Origin of the sequence: Kribbella sp. NPDC051952 (assembly GCF_040680855.1) — a bacterium.
Taxonomy (GTDB): Bacteria; Actinomycetota; Actinomycetes; order Propionibacteriales; family Kribbellaceae; genus Kribbella.
The window spans coordinates 172,240-191,567 of record NZ_JBFAXQ010000007.1; the positions used below are offsets into that span (position 1 = coordinate 172,240).

Annotated in this window: 20 protein-coding genes; 10 read left to right on the forward strand and 10 right to left on the reverse strand. The window is 66.5% G+C overall.

Going from position 1 to position 19,328, the window contains the following annotated elements:
- The first annotated feature begins 2 nt into the window (after positions 1-2).
- Entirely contained in the window at positions 3-893 is an 891-nt protein-coding gene (gene sucD, locus AB0L70_RS15935) for a succinate--CoA ligase subunit alpha (RefSeq protein WP_363684454.1), read from the forward strand.
- 48 nt (positions 894-941) lie between these two features.
- Here the strand turns inward: sucD and AB0L70_RS15940 are convergent, their stop codons facing one another.
- Positions 942-2,273 (reverse strand): hypothetical protein, encoded by a 1,332-nt coding sequence (locus AB0L70_RS15940; RefSeq protein WP_363684456.1) that lies wholly within the window; start codon positions 2,271-2,273, stop codon positions 942-944.
- Between the two features lie 172 nt (positions 2,274-2,445).
- Between AB0L70_RS15940 and AB0L70_RS15945 the strand changes: the two genes are divergently transcribed.
- From AB0L70_RS15945 to purH, 3 genes are read left to right on the forward strand one after another with little or no spacing between them, the layout of a single operon-like run.
- Positions 2,446-3,708: a DUF6350 family protein gene (locus tag AB0L70_RS15945; protein ID WP_363684458.1), complete on the forward strand. Its 1,263-nt coding sequence runs from the start codon at positions 2,446-2,448 to the stop codon at positions 3,706-3,708.
- Between the two features lie 10 nt (positions 3,709-3,718).
- Positions 3,719-4,351, forward strand: coding sequence for a phosphoribosylglycinamide formyltransferase (gene purN, locus AB0L70_RS15950; protein ID WP_363684460.1), 633 nt, complete (start codon positions 3,719-3,721; stop codon positions 4,349-4,351).
- Positions 4,348-5,907 (forward strand): bifunctional phosphoribosylaminoimidazolecarboxamide formyltransferase/IMP cyclohydrolase, encoded by a 1,560-nt coding sequence (purH, locus tag AB0L70_RS15955; RefSeq protein ID WP_363684462.1) that lies wholly within the window; start codon positions 4,348-4,350, stop codon positions 5,905-5,907. Before purN ends, purH begins: the two co-directional genes overlap by 4 nt.
- 408 nt (positions 5,908-6,315) lie before the next feature.
- Here purH and AB0L70_RS15960 read toward each other — a convergent pair whose 3' ends face one another.
- From AB0L70_RS15960 to AB0L70_RS15970, 3 genes are all read right to left on the reverse strand, one after another.
- Positions 6,316-7,914 (reverse strand): hypothetical protein, encoded by a 1,599-nt coding sequence (locus tag AB0L70_RS15960; RefSeq protein WP_363684464.1) that lies wholly within the window; start codon positions 7,912-7,914, stop codon positions 6,316-6,318.
- Positions 7,904-10,120, reverse strand: coding sequence for a hypothetical protein (locus AB0L70_RS15965; protein ID WP_363684466.1), 2,217 nt, complete (start codon positions 10,118-10,120; stop codon positions 7,904-7,906). The genes AB0L70_RS15960 and AB0L70_RS15965 overlap by 11 nt, the downstream gene beginning before the upstream one ends.
- 249 nt (positions 10,121-10,369) lie before the next feature.
- Complete coding sequence (locus tag AB0L70_RS15970; RefSeq protein WP_363684468.1) at positions 10,370-10,834, reverse strand: GNAT family N-acetyltransferase; 465 nt, start codon at positions 10,832-10,834, stop codon at positions 10,370-10,372.
- Positions 10,835-10,876: 42 nt separating this feature from the next.
- Between AB0L70_RS15970 and AB0L70_RS15975 the strand changes: the two genes are divergently transcribed.
- The gene (locus AB0L70_RS15975) at positions 10,877-11,578 is read left to right on the forward strand and encodes a class I SAM-dependent methyltransferase (protein ID WP_363684470.1); all 702 of its coding nucleotides are present in this window, start codon (positions 10,877-10,879) and stop codon (positions 11,576-11,578) included.
- Here the strand turns inward: AB0L70_RS15975 and AB0L70_RS15980 are convergent.
- Positions 11,575-11,844, reverse strand: coding sequence for a DUF3017 domain-containing protein (locus tag AB0L70_RS15980; protein ID WP_363684472.1), 270 nt, complete (start codon positions 11,842-11,844; stop codon positions 11,575-11,577). The genes AB0L70_RS15975 and AB0L70_RS15980 overlap by 4 nt on opposite strands.
- A gap of 64 nt (positions 11,845-11,908) precedes the next feature.
- Positions 11,909-12,766, reverse strand: a complete 858-nt coding sequence (locus AB0L70_RS15985) for a bifunctional methylenetetrahydrofolate dehydrogenase/methenyltetrahydrofolate cyclohydrolase (RefSeq protein WP_363684777.1) — start codon at positions 12,764-12,766, stop codon at positions 11,909-11,911.
- Positions 12,767-12,898: 132 nt separating this feature from the next.
- Here AB0L70_RS15985 and AB0L70_RS15990 point away from each other — a divergent pair, with 132 nt between their 5' ends.
- On the forward strand, positions 12,899-13,885 hold the full coding sequence (locus tag AB0L70_RS15990) for a pirin family protein (protein WP_363684474.1): 987 nt from the start codon (positions 12,899-12,901) through the stop codon (positions 13,883-13,885).
- A gap of 149 nt (positions 13,886-14,034) precedes the next feature.
- On the opposite strand, the gene AB0L70_RS15995 is transcribed toward AB0L70_RS15990, so the two are convergent.
- Positions 14,035-14,448 (reverse strand): nuclear transport factor 2 family protein, encoded by a 414-nt coding sequence (locus AB0L70_RS15995; protein ID WP_363684476.1) that lies wholly within the window; start codon positions 14,446-14,448, stop codon positions 14,035-14,037.
- A 52-nt stretch (positions 14,449-14,500) separates the two neighbouring features.
- On the opposite strand from AB0L70_RS15995, the gene AB0L70_RS16000 reads away from it, so the two are divergent.
- Entirely contained in the window at positions 14,501-15,073 is a 573-nt protein-coding gene (locus tag AB0L70_RS16000; RefSeq protein ID WP_363684478.1) for a helix-turn-helix domain-containing protein, read from the forward strand.
- Here AB0L70_RS16000 and AB0L70_RS16005 read toward each other — a convergent pair.
- Positions 15,070-15,381 carry a cupin domain-containing protein gene (locus AB0L70_RS16005; protein ID WP_363684480.1) on the reverse strand — a complete coding sequence of 104 codons (312 nt, stop codon included), beginning with the start codon at positions 15,379-15,381 and terminating at the stop codon, positions 15,070-15,072. The genes AB0L70_RS16000 and AB0L70_RS16005 overlap by 4 nt on opposite strands.
- 71 nt (positions 15,382-15,452) lie before the next feature.
- Between AB0L70_RS16005 and AB0L70_RS16010 the strand changes: the two genes are divergently transcribed.
- Positions 15,453-16,385, forward strand: coding sequence for a helix-turn-helix domain-containing protein (locus tag AB0L70_RS16010; RefSeq protein ID WP_363684482.1), 933 nt, complete (start codon positions 15,453-15,455; stop codon positions 16,383-16,385).
- Here AB0L70_RS16010 and AB0L70_RS16015 read toward each other — a convergent pair.
- Both AB0L70_RS16015 and AB0L70_RS16020 read right to left on the reverse strand, forming a co-directional pair.
- Positions 16,370-16,669 (reverse strand): hypothetical protein, encoded by a 300-nt coding sequence (locus AB0L70_RS16015; protein ID WP_363684484.1) that lies wholly within the window; start codon positions 16,667-16,669, stop codon positions 16,370-16,372. The genes AB0L70_RS16010 and AB0L70_RS16015 overlap by 16 nt on opposite strands.
- Before the next feature lie 18 nt (positions 16,670-16,687).
- Complete coding sequence (locus AB0L70_RS16020; RefSeq protein ID WP_363684486.1) at positions 16,688-17,956, reverse strand: glycoside hydrolase family 18 protein; 1,269 nt, start codon at positions 17,954-17,956, stop codon at positions 16,688-16,690.
- 87 nt (positions 17,957-18,043) lie between these two features.
- Here AB0L70_RS16020 and AB0L70_RS16025 point away from each other — a divergent pair, with 87 nt between their 5' ends.
- Both AB0L70_RS16025 and AB0L70_RS16030 read left to right on the forward strand, forming a co-directional pair.
- Positions 18,044-18,487: a GNAT family N-acetyltransferase gene (locus AB0L70_RS16025; protein WP_363684488.1), complete on the forward strand. Its 444-nt coding sequence runs from the start codon at positions 18,044-18,046 to the stop codon at positions 18,485-18,487.
- 10 nt (positions 18,488-18,497) lie between these two features.
- Positions 18,498-19,208: a transporter substrate-binding domain-containing protein gene (locus AB0L70_RS16030; protein ID WP_363684491.1), complete on the forward strand. Its 711-nt coding sequence runs from the start codon at positions 18,498-18,500 to the stop codon at positions 19,206-19,208.
- Positions 19,209-19,328 lie beyond the last annotated feature (120 nt).

Consider the following 19,328-nt stretch of genomic DNA (forward strand, 5'->3'; position numbering starts at 1 on the left):
CAATGTCTATCTTCCTGACCAAGGACAGCAAGGTCATCGTCCAGGGCATGACCGGCTCCGAGGGCACCAAGCACACCACCCGGATGCTGGCCTCGGGCACGAACATCGTCGGTGGCGTGAACCCGCGGAAGGCGGGTCAGAGCCAGGACTTCGACGGCAAGGCGATCGCGGTCTTTGGCACGGTTGCCGACGCCGTCAAGGAGACCGGCGCGAACGTGTCGGTCATCTTCGTGCCGCCGAAATTCACCAAGGACGCGGTACTGGAGGCGATCGAGGCCGCCGTACCGCTGGTCGTGGTGATCACCGAAGGCGTGCCGGTGCACGACACCGCCGCGTTCTTCGCCGCCGCGCAGGCGTCCGGCACCACCCGGATCATCGGGCCGAACTGCCCGGGCATCATCACGCCGGGTGAGTCGAACGCGGGCATCATCCCGGCCGACATCGCCGGCCAGGGCCGGATCGGCCTGGTGTCGAAGTCGGGCACGCTGACGTACCAGATGATGTACGAGCTGCGGGACTTCGGGTTCTCGACCGCGATCGGTATCGGCGGTGACCCGATCATCGGTACGACGCACATCGACGCGCTCGCGGCGTTCCAGAACGACCCTGACACCGACGCGATCGTGATGATCGGCGAGATCGGTGGTGACGCGGAGGAGCGTGCGGCCGCGTTCATCAAGGAGAACGTGACCAAGCCGGTCGTCGGCTATGTCGCCGGCTTCACTGCTCCCGAGGGCAAGACCATGGGCCACGCCGGCGCCATCGTCTCCGGCTCGTCGGGCACGGCCGCGGCCAAGCAGGAAGCGCTCGAAGCGGTCGGCGTGAAGGTGGGCAAGACCCCCACCGAGACCGCCAACCTGATGCGCGAGATCATGCAGGACCTGACGAAGTAGTCCAGATACAAGAGAGCGGGACCTGCCACCTGGCAGGTCCCGCTCTTCTTACTTGTAGATGGTTGCGCGTTCGGCTGCTCTGGTGAGGGTTTGGTTGAAGTCTGTGTCGGTGATGTCGAGGTCCTCTAGGACCGGGAAGAGCAGGTAGACCGCCTGTGTGCCCGCCGACGCGATGCCGATCCGGTAGGTGAACTTCTTGCCACCGCCGGTGTCGTACGTCGCCCGCCAGGTCTCACCCTTGATCGACGGCGTCGAGATCGAGCCGGTCGACTTCGCCGTCGCGTTCGACACGGCCTTCCCGCAGCCGTCGACGTTCTTGCGGATGCCGGTGACGAAGTTCTTCGCCACCGTTGCCGAGGCGAACTTGATCACCGTGTCGTCCAGCCCGAACTCCGTCGCCACCCCGGCGTCCGGCGTCACATAGGTGTACGTCGACGCCTTCACCGGCTTCGTCTTCTTCAGATCGATCTTCTCGCAGGTGGTCCCACTGCCGGTCGCCGCGGCGACCGCGACCCATGGCGTCTTGATCTGGCTCAACGTCGGCAGGTCCACCGACGTCATGAACCCCGGCGTATCGGTGAACGGCAACAGGCTCACCGTCGCGACCGCGGCACCAGCACCGCATCCACCGGACTGCGTGCAGAGCTTCTGCACCCCGGCCGTCGCCGTCGCCAGCATCGCATCCGGCTTGGGCGGCGACGCAGCCAGCGAATCGTGCTCCAGCACCGAGGTGGCCTGACCGGCCAGGGAGACCGCGATCGTCTTGTAGCGCGTCTTGGTCCCGGACGGCGTCTCGTACACGGCGATCACACCGCGCTCACCGACACCCGTGGTCACGTAGCTCGCGACCAGCCGGGTCTGCGGGACCGCGCACGAGCTCAGCCAGCCGACGATCGAGCTGTACGCCTTCCCCGCGGCGGCCTTGTCGTTCGAGACCTCGACGTACTGGACCGCTGTGTCCTTCGTGGTCGCGTTGGTCAGCGTGCGGACCCAGGTCCGCTGTCCGGCGGGGTCGGCGAAGCGTTGCGATTGGCACACGAACGACTTCTCCGGCGCGTCACTGCCCTCGGCCGTCTTGGTGATCGCCCAGGCACCGGTGGTGCCGAGCTTCTTCGCGGTGGTGATGTCGAGCAGCGCCTTGTCGTCGGCGAGCACCTTCGAGTCGCTGGGCTTGTCGTCGGACGGGCCGTTGCCGACCTTCGGTCCGGGTGATTTGTCGCCGCCGAACGCGTTCAGCGCGGCGACACCGCCGCCACCGACCAGTACGACGACCGCAGCTCCGGCCGCGATCGTCTGGTTCCGCTTGCGCGCCTTCTGCCGGCGCGCCTCCCGGGCAGCGGCACGACCGCCGCCGCGCGCGGCGCGGTGGGAACCGGCCAAAGCTCGACCTCCTGACTGATTCCACCCGACAGTACCCGGTGGACCTTCGCCGCCCACAAACAGCTACCCGCAGGTCAGGACGGGGAACCGAGCGTGAGCAAGCGGGCTGAAGTCTTCCATATCCGGCGTGTCAGAACGAGTGCCGTCTTGCGAAGGGTGACGATGGACTCAGATGACCGACATGTTGAACCGTCCGGGCGCCCGCGACGGTGGACAGAACCATCCGCCCGGGGTCGCCCCGGTCGAGGTCACCGCCGCCCCGACCAAGCCCGTGGTCGTCTCGGCCGTGATCTCCGCAGGCGCCTGCCTGCTCACCGGTCTCCTCACCTGTGCCGCGGTTGCCGTGATCGGCTGGCTCGCGGCGACGTTCGGCGGTGCGTCCGGAGCCATTCGCGCGGGCGCATCGGCCTGGCTGGTCGCGCACAAGGCCGGTGTGACGCTCGGCGGCGGCTCCCTGACCGTCGCGCCGCTCGGTCTGACCCTGTTCTTCGCCTGGTGCCTGTACCGCGGTGGCAAGTCTGCCGCTCGCGGCAGCGCCGCCGACCGGACCCGGGACCTGATCCTGCTCTCCGGGGTGTTCGCCGGCGTCTACGGCCTCGGTGCGCTCGTGGTGGCGCTTCTCACCGCGGACGGTGCGCTCAAGGTGTCCCCGTTGTCCGCCTTCCTCGGTGCCGGGTCACTGGCTCTGATCGCGGGGACCATCGGCGTACTGGTCGAGTCCGGTGCGGCCCATGACATCGCCGACGCGACTCCCAGCGGCCTGCGGGATGTCGTGCCGGCCGCGGTGGCCGCCGTACTGACCGTGATCGGGATCGCCTCGCTCCTGTACGGCGTACTGCTGGCGATCCATTTCTCCCGGATCACCGGGATGCTCGAGCTTCTGGACGCGGGCGTGATCGGGTCCATCGTGCTGTTCGCGATCTGCCTGATGCTGATCCCGAACGTGATCCTGTACGTCGTTGCCTTCCTCGCCGGCCCTGGATTCCAGCTGGGAGTCGGTACGACGATCGCCCCGACCGGGGTGGTGGTCGGGAACCTGCCCGCGCTTCCGCTCCTGGCCGCCGTACCCGCGGATGGCGCGACACCGTCGTACCTGCTCGTGCTGACGGCTCTGGTGCCGCTCGCGGCTGGTGTGGTCGCCGGGCTGGTCGTGGCGCGGCGTGGGCTGGCGGAGCGGGACGCCGAGGCGCTCGGCTGGGATGCGTTCGCGCTGCGCGGTGGGATCGCGGCTCTGGTCGCGGGTGTGATCCTCTTCGCGTTGATGGCGCTGTCCGGTGGTTCGGCCGGGCCGGGGCGGATGGGGGTCGTCGGGATCCCGAGCGCGCTGCCGGCTGCCGGCGTACTGGCCGCGGGGATGGCGATCGGGGCCGCGATCACGGCCGCGCTGGTCGCGTCCCGCCGACCGGCTGAAGTCGAGGCTGACCCCGAGCGATAGGGTTTGGCGCGTGACAGACCCGGTTGCGCCTGCCCCTGACCCAGCACGCCTGGTCGTGCTCGTCTCGGGATCGGGCTCGAACCTGCAGGCTCTGCTCGACGCTTGCGCGGATCCGGCGTACGGCGCTCAGGTCGTCGCCGTCGGTGCCGACCGGGACGGGATCGCCGGGCTGGACCGGGCCGAGGCCGCCGGGGTGCCGAGTTTCGTGCACAAGGTCAAGGACCACGCCGAGCGGGCCGACTGGGACCGCGCGCTGACCGCGTCCGTCGCTTCACACAAGCCTGATCTGGTTGTATCCGCGGGCTTCCTGAAGCTCGTCGGTGACGACTTCCTGGCGGCCTTCGGCGATCGCTACATCAACACGCACAACGCGCTGCTGCCCGCGTTCCCGGGGATCCACGGTCCTCGGGACGCGCTGGCGTACGGCGTGAAGGTCGCCGGGGCGACGCTGTTCTTCGTGGACGGCGGCGTCGACACCGGGCCGATCATCGCGCAGGTCGTCGTACCCGTCGAGGACGACGACACCGAAGACACCCTGACCGAACGGATCAAGGAGGTCGAACGCCGCCAGCTGGTGGAGTGGGTCGGCCGCCTGGTCCGGGAGGGCTGGACCATCACCGGACGAAAGGTTCGACTGAAGTGAGCACCGACCGCAGGCCGATCCGCCGCGCGCTGATCAGCGTCTACGACAAGACCGGTCTGGAGGAGCTCGCGTCCGCACTGTCGAAGGCCGGCGTCCAGATCGTCTCGACCGGCTCCACCGCGGCCCGGATCGCGGCGGCCGGCGTACCGGTGATGAAGGTCGAGGAGCTCACCGGGTTCCCCGAGTGCCTGGACGGGCGGGTGAAGACGCTGCACCCGCGGGTGCACGCCGGTCTGCTTGCCGACGTACGCAAGACCGAGCACGTCGAGCAGCTGGCCGAGATGCGGGTCGAGCCGTTCGACCTGCTGATCAGCAACCTGTACCCGTTCACCGAGACCGTCGCCTCCGGCGCGTCGGTGGACGAGTGCATCGAGCAGATCGACATCGGCGGGCCGTCGATGGTCCGCGGTGCGGCCAAGAACCACGCGAACGTCGCGGTCGTCGTCTCGCCGTCGCGGTACCCCGAGATCCTCGCCGCGCTGGATGCCGGTGGCTTCACCGTGGAGGAGCGGCAGCGGCTGGCGGTCGACGCTTTCGTGCACACGGCGTCGTACGACGTCGCCGTTGCGTCCTGGATGGGCAGTCACCTCACCGACACGTCCGAGGGCAGCGGCTTCCCGGCGTGGGTCGGCGCTACCTGGGACAAGTCGGCAGTCCTCCGGTACGGCGAGAACCCGCACCAGCCGGCTGCGCTGTACCTGAACGGCCGGGGTGGTCTCGCGTCTGCGGAGCAGCTGCACGGCAAGGAGATGTCGTACAACAACTACGTCGACGCCGACGCGGCTCGTCGTACGGCGTATGACTTCAGCGAGCCCGCGGTTGCGATCATCAAGCACGCGAACCCTTGCGGGATTGCCGTCGGCAAGGACATCGCGGAGGCCCATCGGCGGGCGCACGAGTGCGACCCGGTTTCGGCGTACGGCGGTGTGATTGCGACGAACGCGCCCGTCTCGGTCGAGATGGCGAAGCAGGTCGCGGAGATCTTCACCGAGGTCCTGGTCGCGCCGGCGTTCGAAGACGGCGCCGTCGAGATCCTGCAGGGCAAGAAGAACATCCGGCTCCTCGTCGCCGGCGCGGTCGACGCGTCCGAGACGGTTGAGCTGCGCGCGATCAGTGGCGGCTTGCTCCTGCAGCACCGCGACCGCTTCCAGGCTCCGGGCGACGACCCGTCGGCGTGGACTCTGGCGGCTGGTACGGCCGCGTCGCCTGAGGTGCTGGCCGATCTCGCCTTCGCTTGGAAGGCGTGCCGCGCGGTCAAGTCCAACGCAATCCTGCTGGCAGCTGACGGTGCTTCGGTCGGCGTCGGCATGGGCCAGGTCAACCGCGTCGACTCCTGCCGCCTGGCCGTCTCCCGCGCCGGCGACCGCGCCGTCGGCTCCGTCGCCGCGTCGGACGCCTTCTTCCCGTTCCCGGACGGCCTAGAGGTCCTGATCGAGGGCGGCGTCAAGGCGGTAGTCCAGCCCGGCGGCTCAATCCGAGACGAAGCCGCCATCGAAGCCGCCACCAAGGCCGGCATAACCATGTACTTCACCGGAACCCGCCACTTCTTCCACTAAAGACTTCTTCCCACGCGTGCTACGCGGCCACTCCTTCGTCGCACCCGCTACGCGCGCTCCCACCCACCCGTGGGTGCGCGCTGTCGCGCTTCGTCGACTGCACCGTGCTCCCGGGGATGGTGGTTGGGTCAACCTCACGGGTTGAGTTGGTAGGCGGCGTGTTCCGTGGGCGGCTGTGATGATGCGCACGCGGGCAACAACCACGCGTGCTAAAGCCGCCAGTCCTCCGTCGCCCCGGCTACCCGCTCCCATCCCGCGCTTATCGAGGGGATGGTGGTGAGTCCAGCTTCACAGGTGAGCGCGACCCGTCAGGCAGAAACCGCGGATAGTCGAACTGCAGTAGTAGAGAAAATACGCCCACGACAACGACATCAGCACAGCCCTCCACGGCAAGGACACCTTCAACTCTCAGCGAGTCCGGCCGTTCCCGAGGAAGTTTTCACGCCAGGCGAAGCTCAGCCAATGCAGTCCCGTCACGGGCCGCTCGTCCAGTCGTGCTCGCCACGCTGTCTCGACGCCCACACACAATCTGGTGGCGTCGTACTCGACGACGTTGCCCTCTGGAATCAAGCTCTCAGGCACGGTCAACTTACCTTTGACCGTGTAGATACTGCCGTCGAGTCCACGGCAGACCATGTACTCGAAGTTCGCACAGTCGAGTGGGCCTGATGCAGATTCGCGCCAGAGCCCGCAATCTTCTAGCGCTGCCTGCAGCGCTGCAAAAGGGAGAAGCCAACCGCCGTCAGGACTCGACTGCCGCCACGAGAACCAGAGCGGCCGTCGATGCAGGCCGCTGAGCGTCTCGACATCGAGGACGGGGCCGGCGAACATCTGATAGTCACCCGCACGCTCCACCAGCCGACTGTGCGGCGTGGAAAGAGGGTCCTCCGGATCTCCGTCCGGCGTATCGGCGCCACGTAGATCGTCGCCCATCGCAGATACGACGCGCTGAAGCCGGTCGAAGATTCCGCCGTCATAGCGGTTTGGGTCTCCTAGCGCCGCGGTCGGATCAGAAAACTCATCGGAAGTGAGTTGGAGATGAACGAAGGCCACGTCGTCCAGCGCAGTGATCGCGCAGCCCGCCACGCCAAGCCGTGGGCATCGGCGTAACACCGACATGATCGCATTGGTGGAGCCGACCCTTGCCGGACCAACAAGAGTGACCGGCATGACCTTCTTAACGGCCGTATCCGACCTCCGCAGCTCTGGCTGACGCCCGATGAACCGCTTGACGGCCAGGGGATCGTAGTTGTGCACCCGGAACCAGTTGCCTTGCGCATGGCCTGGTCTGAGATCACCCAGCCACAAACCGTAGCCTCGCTCGCTACAGTAGTCCGCCAGCCTGCTTGCCATCTTCATCCGACGCTGACTTGTCGGGTTTTGGAGGGCAAAAACGACCCTGACCGCGATGACATTCGGCGCGTTCCAGATGTCTTTCTGGTCCTCTACTCTCGCCCCGTTGGCACGCTCGGGTGGTAGTTGTACCGGACATTGCAACGACATGATCGGCGCCGAGCCTTCATGAGCAGCGCATTGCGCAACCTCGCCCACGAGGCGTATCAGCGCACGGGCATGAAACTGCCGCAGCGCACACTCTTCGACTTCGAGCGCAATCAGCGCCTCGAAACGGGCAGCGGCCTCATAGATGAAGCTCGGATTAGGCATTGCGGCGCCGACGACCTGCAGGCGATCGGGGCCGACGTCGATTTTCGCGCGGACTGGCGTTGAACTGCCCTGCTGGCGAGCCCGCATGTCCTGAGCCAACGCTCCGCGGTTAGACCCGACGGCCAGCACGATGCCGTTCAGATTCGAAATCAGAACTTCGCTGGAATGCCGCAACAATGTCGATTCGTCCTCCAGTTGCGACTTGATGTAACCGGGCCGATCAGGAACGTGGTGGACATGAAAATTCACCTGGCTGCCGGGCTGGTCGGCCATCACGCCTGCTCCCCGGGCCAGATCTGCCATCGAGCGAGCTGACCGGTCGCTGAAATCCTCAGGACTCATGTTCAGCTCCCGACACGGTCAGGGACGCGTCGATAGAAGCAAGCTCATCGTCGTGTCTGCCGCGGGCAGATACCGCCCAGCGGGGAACATGCCGGCTGTTGAACTCTTTGTCGCGCGGCCGGAGACCGAAGAGCCACAAGAAGGCCAGCAGAGCGATAAGGAGCACCTGCCCGACACCGAAGGAGAGCGTGATTACCGCAGCGGAGGATGCTGCAGCCACCACCACGGCTTGAGCGACAGTCACAGCCATTGTGGCGTGCGCCGCCCATCGCACACTCCGTCGGACGCGCGCAGCGACCGAGTTGCGGGGCGGCAGGTCGAGCCGCGAATAGAGAAATCCTGGAACCAGCAGGAGAACGGCCACCAACGCATCGTTACGACCATCGAGATTGAACGAGGGAGAGGGGACGAACGGCAAAGGCGACCTGGCCAGAAGCGACGCCACTACGTAGGAGATAACGAGCACCGCAGCGACGTACAGCATCACGATACTGAGTCCTGTTCGAGTGGCGTCGCTGATGGAGATCGCTGACCGTACGACAATTCGGCGGGACGGCGATTGCGCGTGTGCATATCTGCGCCAGTACACATGCGCTTTGTATGCAGGTGAATCTTCCTCTCGTTTTCGGAAGAAGTCACGGCCGAGTTCAAGCTCCCGAACCTCGCGAGAAGCAACCGCCAGGCTGTCTCCACTGACAACCGGGTGATTTAGCAACGTGGTCGCCGATAAGGTGTGCTCCGCAGGAACCTCGCCTGACAGAGTGGCCCAGGTCAAGCTGTCCACGGCGGTCTCGTCACCACCCATCCACTTGACTCCGGCTTCCTCTGCCTCCCACTGACGTCTCAAGACGAGTTGGCTGAGGTCGCCGATCACAGTCCGTAGCTCGAGCTCGGCGATCTTTCCCATCGCCTGCTCCCGTGCAGATCCCAGGTCCTCCGAGATGAACTGAGCCAGGAAGTGGAGATCGGCCGCGACTGATTCACTCTTCCGGTCGTCCGCGTCCGAGGTGATGTGCATGCCGTCGATCTTGAGTGTCGGATCTGTTTCCGCAACCAGGTGATAGGACCGCAGACTCGACGGCACATGGGTCTCGTACTCGACTTCGTACCGTCCTCGGACCTTCTGCCGGAACGCCCGCGCCACTCTTCCTTTGTGCTTCGGTGCCTCAGCCAGAAGCGGCATCTCATAGGTCAGGAGATGGTGCTCGCGCGGCTGCGGCAGACCCACGATCAGTAAGTAATCGTTCAATGCGACGTCGAGCAGGTTGTAGAACGGATCCAAGGCATCGTCGTAGTCCTCCAGCACGGTCGCCAGGAATTCGCGGTATCTGTAACTGTTTCCATGTCTCGTCCCCGGAGTACTCGGCGTGCTGACGGATTCGGACGGTCCCGAGCGACTGATGAACAACGCCTGCAAGGCGGACTGCAGTAGCCAGCGAGAGTTGTCGACGCGATGGAGGAACTTCCCGAGCGGTTTGGTGGTCTGAGCGTCCGGAATGCTGCCGAGCATGCCGCGCAACAGCTGGTAGAGACCACTCGCCAGCGGCATAGCTACCTCGAGCTGAGTCAGCCGCGGAAGTCGTGCACCGGTCGAATCGCGCACGTCGATCGGGGCGACAGCTTGGCGGGGTAGTCGTGCAACGGGCGTCCAGACGATGTTCTCCGGGCTCGTCTCCGAGTCTGCCGACGTCGACGGCTCAGTATCTGGCGAACGAAGCACCTGACGCGCGCCCGTACCGACGACACTGCGCTGCCTGGCTTGCTCGAACGCTTCGCAAGCATTGCGCTGCTGCTGATTCAGGAGGTTCAGGCTGATTTCGATCTCTGCGTTGCACACCGGTGCGAGGTGCTCCGTCAACTGGAGGCGTTCGGTGATCCGCCGGACATGATTTTGCCGGAGCGCCATGTCCAGGAAGCCGAGCCCGATGGCGGCTTCGTCAGACGACATTCTTGGTGGTGAACCTGGTAGCGGTATCGAACCTATTGCAACTTCGAGCGCCTTTCTGGAATCCATCCATCCCCCAACGATCGGCGATCGATCTGACTCCGAGCGTAACCGACCACGGATAAAGATGACAGAGCAGCGATTCTGCAACAGATCAATCAAGCGCTCGATAAATTTCCAGGCGGTATGTGCCTTCCGGACCTCAGTAAATGCGTCAATCTGACCGTGCGGGTCGGACGGTCGTAACGCTGCCGTCTTCACCTGTCACAATCGCCGTAGTAGACCTCGTTCCGTCGCTCCCGAATCGTGCGTTTCCGGCAAACTAACTGCCGCGCTTCGTCAACCATGCTGCGGTCACGGTGGTTGGTGCCATCGCGGACGTGCTCCCCGAGGGCATGCGCCTGCCCACCGCCTACCAGATCGACGCCCGCTCGAACCGCTCCGTCGGCCACGGACCGAGAAGCCTCAGGTGGTGACTGGGGTTCCAGCCTGAGGCTGGGACTGCGAGTTCTAGAAACGGCGGCGGTAGGAGAGTTGGGTGTTGTTGGCTCGGGTGTTGCCGTCGGGGGTCCAGCCGGTTGATTCGTAGAAGCGTTGGGCTTGGGGGTAGTTGGTGAGGGTCCAGAGGACGGCCTCGGGGTAGTCGGCGGCTAGGGCTTCTAGTGCGGTTTGCATTAGGGCCCGGCCTATCCCGCTGCGCCAGTACGCCGGGTCTACGGCGATCGTGTCGAGCTCACCAAGGTCGGGCTGGACTGGGTCTCGGCTGGGGCAGATGCCTGCGAATCCGGCGGGGGAGCCGTCGTACTCCGCGATCCACCAGTGGTTCTCGGCCAAGTCGCCTGACCACCGGGCGATCCGGGCCTCGTCGAGGGTGATGGGTGGCATGAGGCCGACAAAGCCGGCGTTCCACGAGTCGACGTAGATCCGCACGATGCGCGGCGCATCCTCCACCAGGGCCCTCCGGATTGTCAGCACCGGTCGCATTATTCCGTTGCGGGGGATGGGAGTCTGGATGGGATGACTTCACGCCGGGACGACTTCGAGACGCTGGTGGAGCTCGCTTGTGCGGAGCCGGTCTCGGGGTGGCGGTTTCCGTTCCTCGAGGGGCGGCGGGTGGTCGAGCCACTCGGGTGGGACTACTCGGAGCTGGCTCGTGAGGTGGTGAGTGGCGCGGAGACGGTGCTCGATCACGGGACCGGTGGTGGTGAGGTACTCGCGGACATCGGTCGCGGGAGCGGGGTCACGGTGGCGACGGAAGCATGGCCGCCGAATGTACCGGTGGCTGCGAAAACCCTTGCTGGGTTGGGGATTCGGGTCGTCCAGGTCGAGCACGGGACGTTCGATACCCGCGGGCCGAGTGATGAGTACCCGGATCGGCGGATGCCGTTCGCGGACAACACGTTCGATGTGGTTCTGGCGCGGCACGTGGCTTTCAGCCCGGCCGAGATCTGCCGGATCCTGCGGCCGGGCGGCGTACTCCTCACCCAGATGGGCCGCGTCGTTGCCCGTCGCCCCGGTCAGATCGAGCTGACCGACTACTTCCCCGGCACGACCGGCCCATCCTGGCCACCACTCGATTGGACCGCGCTCTTGGCGGACGGCGGTCTAGTGATCGAGGACTACCGCGAGCAGTTGCAGCGGACCAAGTTCCTCGACATCGGGGGCGGGCTGACCGCCACGGGTTGGTCGATCCTTGCTCGGGCCACGAAACCCGGTTAGTTGGGGACGATCAGGCCCAAGGTTGCGATTGCGGCGCCTACTGCTATCAGGAAGGTCGTGTCGAACATTCGGCCTCGGACGTGGAGGAGGCCGGCGGCTGTGTCGGAGAGGGTGGCTCTCAGGAGGCCGGCCAGGACTACGCTGCCGGCGAAGACCAAGACGCCGTTCCGCCAGTCGTAGAAGGTGAGGACGACCAGGCCGGCGGCGGCGACCAGGAGGGACAGGATCAGCGGCCATTCGCTGCGGCGCTGGACTTCCCCCGCCATCAGCACGTCACGCTCATCTCAACTGCCCGCGCCGTCCGAGCCTCCGACCCTGTTGCCACGAGGATCATCCGGCCAGCGCCGCTTCGGCGGCTTCGACGACGTTCGTCAGGAGCATCGCGCGCGTCATCGGGCCGATGCCGCCGGGCATCGGGGCGATCCAGGCGGCCTGCTCGCGGGCGGCCGGTTCGATGTCGCCGACGATCTTGCCCTCGGCGTTCCGGCTGGTGCCGACGTCGAGGAGTACGGCGCCCGGCTTCACCATGTCCGCGGTGATCAGCCCGGCCGACCCCGCCGCGGCGATCACGATGTCGCCGGTGCGCACCACGCCGGCGAGGTCGGTCGTACCGGTGTGGCACTGCGTCACGGTCGCGTTCTCGCTGCGCCGGGTGAACAGCAACCCCATCGGCCGGCCCGCGGTCACGCCACGGCCGACGACAACCACGTGAGCTCCGGCGATCGGTACGTCGTACCGCCGCAGGATCTCGACGCAGCCCTTCGGCGTACACGGGAGCGGTCCGTCCTGGCCGAGGACGAGCTTGCCGAGGCTCATCGGGTGCAGGCCGTCGGCGTCCTTGTCCGGGTCGATCAGGCCGAGGATCGTGTTCGTGTCGACGTGCTTGGGAAGCGGGAGCTGGACGATGAACCCGGTGCACTCCGGGTTCTCGTTGAGCTCGCGGACCTTCGCGGCGATCTCGTCCTGGGTGGCGGTATCGGGCAGTTCGACCTGGATCGACGCGATCCCGACCGCCGCGCAGTCACGGTGCTTACCCGCCACGTACGCGCGGCTGCCCGGGTCGTCCCCGACCAGGATCGTGCCGAGCCCGGGTACTACGCCCTGCTCGGCGAGCTTGGTGACCCGGACCTTCAACTCGTCCTTGATCGCCGCCGCCGTCGCCTTGCCATCCAGAATCTGCGCCGTCACGACCCCAGAGTCTGCCATGCGCCCTCGCTGCGTACCGAAGGACGGGTACCCGTCGCGCGACGGGAATGCCCAGCCTCTTGCCCCGGTTGGGCGAGGTAGTTTATTCTTGAACTATCCGAGCAAGGAGAAGCCATGCCCGCCGTGACTGTCAGCGATATCACCGTGCTGCCCCGGGTCAATCAGCCGGATCCGACCGTGACGCACGAGCGGGCGGTGAAGTCGGTGACGTCCGCACCCAGTGGGTACGAGGGCGAGGGCTTCCCCGTACGCCGGGCCTTCGCGGGCGTCGATCTCCGCGATCTGGACCCGTTCATCCACATGGACCAGATGGGTGAGGTGGAGTACGCGCCGGGTGAGCCGAAGGGCACGCCGTGGCACCCGCACCGTGGGTTCGAGACCGTCACGTACATGCTCGACGGGATCATGGAGCACCAGGACTCCAACGGTGGCGGCGGCGTGATCTCCAACGGCGACACCCAGTGGATGACCGCCGGTTCAGGACTCCTGCACATCGAGACCCCGCCGGAGCACCTCGTGCTGAGCGGCGGACTGTTCCACGGCATCCAGCTCTGGGTGAACCTGCCGAAGGCGCAGAAGTGGGCCCCGCCGCGCTACCAGGACATCCGCGGCGGCGATTCGGCCCTGCTCTCCACTCCCGACGGCGGCGCGTTGATCCGCGTCATCGCGGGCGAGGTTGACGGACACAGCGGCCCGGGCTCGACCCACACCCCGATCACCTTGGTGCATGCGACCGTCAGTCCGGGCGCCGAGCTCGTCCTTCCGTGGCAGCCGGACTACAACGCGCTCGTCTACGTCCTGGCCGGTCAGGGCACGGTTGGCGTCGAGCACCGCCCGATTCGCAAGGGGCAGCTGGCCGCGTTCGGTCCTGGCGACACCATCCGGACGGCTGCTAGTACGACGCAGCCGCAAGCCGAACCCAACCTCGACATCCTCGTTCTCGGCGGCCGCCCGATCCGCGAGCCGGTCGCGATGGCCGGACCGTTCGTGATGAACACCCGCGCCGAGGTCATCCAGGCCTTCGAGGACTTCCAGGCCGGCAAGCTCGGCAGCATCCCGGCCGTCCACGGAGCCTCGACAGAACTCCGCAGCACCGACTAGGCGGCAGATGCTCGACAAGGGAAGGAAAGAAAGAGGAGGGGGAGGGGGCCGACCAGCTGGTCCCAAGGCCGCCGAGCGGTTCGCGGCGGCCGAGACCCGACTGGCTAGCCCGAGCCCGCCCAGGGGGTTGCGGCGGGCGAGGGGGCTGGCTAGCTGGTGCCGAGGCCGCCGAGGGGCTCGCGGCGGGCGAGGATCTTGCGGTGGCTGATCCGCCATCCACCTGGCTGCCGGCGGACGGTGTCCACGTAGGTGGCGGTCCCGCAGGTCCGGTCGGTCATGATCGCGATCCCCTTGGACCGGACAACGACCGTGTCGTCATCCTCGACGTCGGTGATGACGATGTTCGTGACGAGGTGGCCCAGTGGATTGCGGGCGCCGAGCGCCAGCGCCGCGTCCCGTACGGCGTCGATCCCGACGAGTACGTCGTACCCGAGATCGCTGGTGTCGTAGACGACGTCATCGGTGAGCAGCTCGTCCAACCGGTCGAGCTGTCCTTCGTCGAACAGATGCCCGTGCAGGGAGAGCGTCTCCCCGATCGCCCAGCGGTCGTCGGCCGTCAGCATCGTGGACTCCTTTCCGGGGAGTTCCCCGCTTAGGCTTGCTAAGATAACGGGGATGTCCCCGGAAAACCAGCCCACCCGAACGCGATCCCGCCGCGTCGATGCCGAGCGCAACCGTGCTGCGATCCTGGCGGCCGCCCGGCGGCTGTTCGACGAGCGCGGCGCCGAGGTGGCACTCGACGAGGTCGCGAAATCGGCACAGGTCGCCAACGCCACCTTGTACCGGCACTTCGCGACGCGGGCCGACCTCCTTGTCGCTGTGTACGCCGAAGAGGTCGTCGAACTGGACGAGCTCAGCCAGCGATTGCTGGGTCGGACCGATCCGGCCCAGGCGTTGACCGACTGGCTCCGGGCGTTCGTCCATCACGTCGCGACCAAACGCGACCTCGCGCTGGCGATCCCCGACGAACCGGACAGCGATCGCGGCACCCGGTTCAACGAGTGGCACAGCACGATGCGGACCGCCGCGGAACGCTTGCTCACCCGCGCTCAGGAATCCCGAGCTGTCCGGCCGGAGGTCGCGGTGACGGACCTGCTCGCACTCGCGAGCAGCATCGCGCTCGCCGGTCGTACTCCGGCCGGCGTCGACGCGATGCTCGACCTGATCCGCGACGGCTACCGCTCCTAGCCCTCCGGGTAGAAGAGGAACAGCGTGCAGCCCTGGGCTGACTGGGGAACGTGGGACGACCCGGCCGGGCAATGGATGAACGATCCGGCCGGGTAGTCGCGCGTACCGTCGTTGAACACCCCGGAGACGACGTACACCTCCTCCGGCCCGGGCTTGTGTACGTCGATCCCTTCCCAGCACGACCCTGGATCCATCTCGAGCACATGCGCGGTGGCGACCCCGCCGGACCACAGCGAGCGCAACCTGATGCCAGGGAAGAGCTCACGCACGGGTACGTCGTCGGCCAACACTGATTCGAACGTCTGCATACCCCGATCCTGCCGTTCTCCACAGGGTTGTCCCCAGTGTCTGGATAGTCCCGATCAGGTACTTTTCTGCCATGGCCATGGATCGCCACCGCGTCGTCGCCCTCGTAACCGCGCCCCAGGCAAGCTTCGAGCTCGGCTGCGCGGCGACAGTGTTCCGGGACGAGCGTTACCGCTTCGGCGTGTGCACGGAGCAGCCCGGTCCGATTCGGACCCTCGAAGGCTTCGACATGATGGTCACCTCAGGGCTGCGGGCGCTCGACCGCGCGGACACGATCGTCGTACCAGGGTGGCTCCCCATCAATCGGGAGCCGTCGGTCGCCGTACTCCGCGCACTCCGCCGAGCGCATGCGCGGGGAGCTCGCCTGGTCAGCATCTGCTCGGGCGCGTACGCGCTGGCCGCGACCGGACTGCTCGACGGCCGCCGGGCCACCACCCATTGGCGGTACGCCGATGAATTACAAAGCCGCTTCCCGGCAGTCCAGGTGGATCCGGATGTGCTCTACATCGACCACGGCGACATCGCGACAAGCGCCGGCTCCGGCACCGGGATCGACCTCTGCCTGCAGTTGGTCCGCAACGACCACGGCGCCGCGTACGCCGCCCAGATCGCCAGGCGAATGGTGATGCCACCGCATCGCGAAGGCGGTCAGGTGCAGTACCGCACCGAGGTCCCGCAATCCCCACAATCGTTGGGCGTTCTGCTCGACTGGGCCACCGACCACCTCGCCGAACCGATTACGATCGACGACCTCGCGGCCCGCCTCAACGTCTCACCCCGCACCCTCGCCCGCCGCTTCGAAGAACAACTGGGTACGGCGCCAGGCCAATGGCTGCTCGCCCAACGCATCGCCAGAACCCGCGCCCTACTCGAAGAAACCGACCTCCCGGTAGAAACCATCGCCACCCACGTCGGCCTCTCCTCAGCCACCAACCTCCGCCGCCGCTTCCACACCGCCCTCCAAACCACCCCCAGCGCCTACCGCCGCGCCTACCGCGGCATGTAGTCGCCGGTATTGTCGAGGGTGATGTAGCGCTCGATCCGCGGGTCGTCGGGGTCGGCGTCGCGACCGGTCAGTTCGCTGGTCAGCAGCCAGTTGTTGCCGCGATCAAGGATCTGCGGGCACGGGAAGCCGGTCGAGCCGAGCCAGGTGAGCCGGTCACCTTCATCGTCCACTCCTGGACCGGCCTTGTAATAGAGGCGTTCCGCCCCGCGGTCGAGCCGTACGACGGTCGCGCCGGAGCAGCCGACCTGGATCGGTTCGGCGCTCCGGGCGCCGAACCGATCCACGAGAGTGTCGAGATCCGGTCAGCGGAGGTTGCGGTGTAAGGCTGTGATCAGTTCGCCGTTTGCGGTGTCGCCGTCCAGGGACCAGATCATGGCGCCGCCGAGATCGCGGTGCGAGATGTAGTCCGTCTTGCGTTTCATTTCGGTCGGGTCGTCCCAGGTCCAGAACGTCGTACCGTCGAAGAGCCAGGCGAAGCCGGCCTTGTTGTCGCGGTAGACGGTGTAGTTGGCCAGGTTGGCCTTCAGGTAGCGGTAGTCCTCGGTGCCGGCGTCGAAGGTCGACGGGGCCGGACCGGTCGAGGGCTGGAAGAGGCCGTGGTTCTGGTTCGTCACGCCGGTCCAGCCGTGTGAGTAGAACGGGACGCCCATCACCAGCTTGCTCCGCGGCGCACCGCGGGACAGGTAGGCGTCGATCGTCACCTGGGAGCTGAACTCCGGGGTGGTCGGGTCGGCCTTCGGTCCGTCGATCGCGGACTGCTGGTTGGTCAGTGGTTCCCACGGACCGTGGTAGTCGTAGCCCTGCGTCGTACCGAACGTCAGGTCCTTGAAGAGCTTGCGGACCTCGAAGCCGTTGTCGATCATCGTCGGGTTCGCCGGCAGGAACGCGGTCAGGTTGTACTTCCCGTGCCGGGACAGCCGGTCGAGTTGCTTGCGGTACTCGTGGACGAGCGCAGTGAAGTTCTGCTTGTCCTCCGGGCGGATCACGTTGCCCGGGTTGCCTTCGCTACCGGGCCATTCCCAGTCGAGGTCGATGCCGTCGAAGATGCCCTTCGCGGCGCCGGCGGGCAGGCCGGGCAGGTTGCCCTTCAGCCACATGTCCAAGCAGGACTTCACATGCGCGGCGCGCGAGGCGGGGGTGAGAGCGGCGTCGGAGAAGGTCGCCGAGCCGGTCCAGCCGCCGAGCGAGATGCTGATGTGCAGCTTCGGGTACTTCTGCTTCAACTGCTTGAGCTGGTTGAGGTTGCCGTTGAGCACCTGCCCGGGCTCGTCGGCCTTGCCGTTCACGCTCTGCTCGGCGCTGAACGGTCGCTGGTAGTCGGCCCACGGATCACTGCTCGTGCAGTTGCCCTGGGCGTCGACGAATCCGAACGCGTAGTTGATTTGGGTCAGCCGCGCGGCCGACCCGTTCTTGACCAGGTCGTTGACCAGGAAGTTCCGTGCGTACCCACTCCAGTTGGTGTAGTACCCCACCACTTGCTGATCGCTGCCATGTGCCTCGGCCGGTACGGCGACAACCCCCGTCGCCACCAGTGCGGCCGACACCAACAGCCCCAGACTCCGACGCTTCATCTGCAACCCCCATCGGACGGTTCCTGCGCACACAGTAGGACCACCCCCCGACTTACACAATGTCTCTACAAAAACTAAAATAAGCGGGTGATCAGACCCGCGACCGAGGACGACGCCGCCGCGGTCACCGCGATCGCCCGGGCGGCCTTCGAGCACTACATCCCGCGGATCGGTGTGCCGCCGATTCCGATGCTGCTCGACTACCCGGCCGCGATCCGATCGGGCGTCGTATGGGTCGCGATCGACGACCAGACCGTCGCGGGATTCGTGCTGCTCGAGGACGAGCCCGACGCGTTGCTGCTCGACGTAATCGCGGTCTCGCCGACCAACCAAGGCAGGGGTGTCGGCGCGCAGTTGCTGGCGTTCGCCGAGACCGAGGCGCGGGCCCGTGGCTTCGACCGGATCACGCTGTACACGAACGCGGCGATGACCGAGAACCTTGCCTACTACCCGCGGCACGGGTACGTCGAGGTGCGGCGGGAGACCGTGCACGATCGGCACCGCGTCTTCTTCCGCAAGGACCTCACGTAGGGTCGCCGGTATGACGAGTGTTCGGGATGAGTTGGCGCCGTCGGGGGTTCTGCGGGCGTCCATCAACTTGGGGAATCCGGTGCTGGCGAACGGTACGCCGGAGGAGCCCGGTGGCGTGACCGTGGACATCGCGCGGGAGCTCGGCCGGCGGCTCGAGGTTCCGGTGGAGCTGGTGTGCTTCGACGCCGCCCGGAAGTCCTTCGAGGCGATGACGACGGGCCAGGCCGACATCTGTTTCCTCGCGATCGACCCGGCCCGGGCCGGCGAGGTCGCCTTCACCGCGCCGTACGTCGTGATCGAAGGAGTCTTCGTCGTACCGGCGGAGTCCGCCCTGACCACGGTCGCCGAAGTGGATGCTCCGGGAGTCCGGATCGGGGTGAAGAAGGGCTCGGCGTACGACCTGTACCTGACCCGCGAGCTGCGGCAGGCAACGGTCGTACGGGGTGACGAAGGCGTCGATGTGTTCCTGGCCGACGGGCTCGACGCCGCGGCCGGGATCCGGCAGCCGATCGCCCGGTTCGTCGCCGAGACGCCCGGTGTCCGGCTGATCGAAGAGCGGTTCATGCAGATCCAGCAGGCCGTCGGCACCACCAACACCCGCAGCCCCGAGACGATCGACTACCTGAAGAGCGTGGTCGAGGAGCTCAAGGCGAGTGGGTTCGTCGCCGAGTCGCTGATCCGCTCGAACCAGCCTGACGCCGCGGTCGCCCCGCCGGCCTGATCGCCTGCCCCTACGTGCAGTGATGAGGCAACTTCATGCCGTGGCAGCTGGTTCGGGCAACCTTTTGGTCTGGTCCGGACATCCTACGGTGAGTGGCTGACCGGATCCGCTGTGTGAGGC

Coding starts and splice junctions, on each gene's coding strand:
- sucD (WP_363684454.1), top strand. CDS start 3: ATGTCTATCTTCCTGACCAAGGACAGCAAGGTCATCGTCCAGGGCATG.
- AB0L70_RS15945 (WP_363684458.1), top strand. CDS start 2,446: ATGACCGACATGTTGAACCGTCCGGGCGCCCGCGACGGTGGACAGAAC.
- AB0L70_RS15960 (WP_363684464.1), bottom strand. CDS start 7,914: ATGAGTCCTGAGGATTTCAGCGACCGGTCAGCTCGCTCGATGGCAGAT.
- AB0L70_RS15975 (WP_363684470.1), top strand. CDS start 10,877: ATGACTTCACGCCGGGACGACTTCGAGACGCTGGTGGAGCTCGCTTGT.
- AB0L70_RS15980 (WP_363684472.1), bottom strand. CDS start 11,844: ATGGCGGGGGAAGTCCAGCGCCGCAGCGAATGGCCGCTGATCCTGTCC.
- AB0L70_RS15990 (WP_363684474.1), top strand. CDS start 12,899: ATGCCCGCCGTGACTGTCAGCGATATCACCGTGCTGCCCCGGGTCAAT.
- AB0L70_RS15995 (WP_363684476.1), bottom strand. CDS start 14,448: ATGCTGACGGCCGACGACCGCTGGGCGATCGGGGAGACGCTCTCCCTG.
- AB0L70_RS16000 (WP_363684478.1), top strand. CDS start 14,501: ATGTCCCCGGAAAACCAGCCCACCCGAACGCGATCCCGCCGCGTCGAT.
- AB0L70_RS16005 (WP_363684480.1), bottom strand. CDS start 15,381: ATGCAGACGTTCGAATCAGTGTTGGCCGACGACGTACCCGTGCGTGAG.
- AB0L70_RS16010 (WP_363684482.1), top strand. CDS start 15,453: ATGGCCATGGATCGCCACCGCGTCGTCGCCCTCGTAACCGCGCCCCAG.
- AB0L70_RS16020 (WP_363684486.1), bottom strand. CDS start 17,956: ATGAAGCGTCGGAGTCTGGGGCTGTTGGTGTCGGCCGCACTGGTGGCG.
- AB0L70_RS16030 (WP_363684491.1), top strand. CDS start 18,498: ATGACGAGTGTTCGGGATGAGTTGGCGCCGTCGGGGGTTCTGCGGGCG.